This window comes from Alitiscatomonas sp. (genome assembly GCF_037242085.1).
Lineage (GTDB): Bacteria > Bacillota > Clostridia > Lachnospirales > Lachnospiraceae > Alitiscatomonas > Alitiscatomonas aceti.
Genome location: NZ_JAXXBR010000003.1, coordinates 1 through 1,798 on the forward strand (window position 1 = coordinate 1; position 1,798 = coordinate 1,798).

At 50.7% G+C, this 1,798-nt stretch carries 2 protein-coding genes; both read left to right on the plus strand.

The genetic code is table 11. From position 1 onward, the window contains the following. Window positions 1–160 (plus strand): helix-turn-helix domain-containing protein (locus WIH05_RS00025; RefSeq protein WP_337424781.1); only part of this gene is annotated, 160 nt, incomplete at its 5' end. Continuing rightward, entirely contained in the window at window positions 157–1,701 is a 1,545-nt protein-coding gene (locus tag WIH05_RS00030; protein WP_337424782.1) for a HAMP domain-containing sensor histidine kinase, read from the plus strand. The genes WIH05_RS00025 and WIH05_RS00030, both read left to right, overlap by 4 nt. Window positions 1,702–1,798: the final 97 nt, after the last annotated feature.

Below are 1,798 nucleotides of genomic sequence, written 5' to 3' on the forward strand. Positions count from 1 at the left end.
CAGGGAAAAGATCCTGAACAACGTGTGGAATTACGATTATTTCGGCGACGCCAGGACCATCGACACCCATGTAAAGAAGCTCCGCAGCAAGTTAGGAGAAAAGGGCGAGCTCATAAAGACCATCTGGGGCATGGGCTATAAGTTTGAGGTGAACGCATAATGAAATCCATACGGACGCGGATGACGGTGATCTTTGTGGGCCTTATGATGGCCATGATCGCCGTGATCTGGGGGATCAACAAATGGTATCTGGAAAAATACTATATAACTGAGAAGGTGGAGTCCATTGAAGCGGCCTACGATGCGTTCAACTGGCAGCTGGAGTCCAACGCAGAGCGGGGCATCTCCATCCAGGAGGCCATGAAGCGGGAGCAGGATGCAGACGGAAACATAAAGGAAGGAAATCTCCAGAAGCTGTTCCGGGATTTCAGCGACAAGGCCAATGTTTCCATGCTGATGATCGACAACAGCGCCGATTCGTCGGCAGTCTATTCCACGGCCAGGGACGCGAAATTTTTAAGGGACCGGATGGAGCGGTATATTTTTGGAAAAAACCATATGGACGTAAAGGTGCTGGAGGAGAATGAAGCCTATACGCTCCAGGTCACCTTCGACCCGTGGAGAGACGGCAGCTATCTGGAAAGCTGGGGCTTTTTTTCGGATAACAGCACAGCTTTTATTATGAGCACCCCTCTTTCCAGCATCAGCGAGAGTACCATGCTCTCCAACCGGTTTCTGGCTTATGTGGGCATCTTTGCCGTACTGATCGGCGGGATCGTGGTCTATTTTGTGGCAGGACGGCTTACGGTCCCCATTAATCAGCTTTCCAGGCTTTCGGAAAAAATGTCCCAGCTGGATTTTGACGCCAGATATGAACCGGAGAAGAGGGAGTATACAGAGATCGGGGTCCTGGGAAAGAACATGAATACGCTGTCCAGGCGCCTCAGGGAGACCATCGGTGAGCTGAAATCTGTCAATAACCAGCTTCAGAAGGATATTGAGGAGAAGACACGGATCGACGAGATGCGAAAGGAATTCATTGCCAACGTATCCCATGAGCTGAAAACGCCCATTGCTTTGATCCAGGGCTACGCAGAGGGCCTCCAGGAAGGCATGGGCGAGGATAAGGAGAGCCGGGATTATTACTGTGACGTGATCGTGGATGAGGCCGGAAAGATGAATAAGATGGTAAAACAGCTTTTGACCCTGTCATCTCTGGAAAGCGGCAGCGACCGGACGGTCATGGAACGGTTCGATCTGACTGAGCTGATCCAGGGAGTCATCAATTCAGCGAGGATCATGGTCCAGCAGGCGGAAGCAGAGGTGAAGTTTGAATGCAGCGGCCCGGTGTGGGTCTGGGCAGATGAATTTAAGATCGAAGAAGTGGTGACCAACTATCTGAGCAATGCCATCCATCACGCCGGAGGGGAGAAAAAAATCGTGATCCGCATTACGAGAGATGGAGATAAGGTCCGGGTATCTGTATTTAACACGGGAACGCCGATCCCCGAGGAGGCGCTTCCCAACCTGTGGATGAAGTTCTATAAGGTGGATAAAGCGAGGACCAGAGAATACGGCGGGACCGGCATCGGTCTTTCCATTGTGAAGGCCATCATGGATGCCCATCATGAATCCTGCGGCGTGGAAAACTGGGAAAACGGAGTGGAATTCTGGTTTACATTGGACGGCAGCAGCCAGTAAAAAGTACAGGCGGCATATCTTGTGTTCTGCACAGGATGTGCCGCCTTATCTTGTATATATAAAAGGAACAGAAAAAAGAAACGTGAAAAACGCAAAA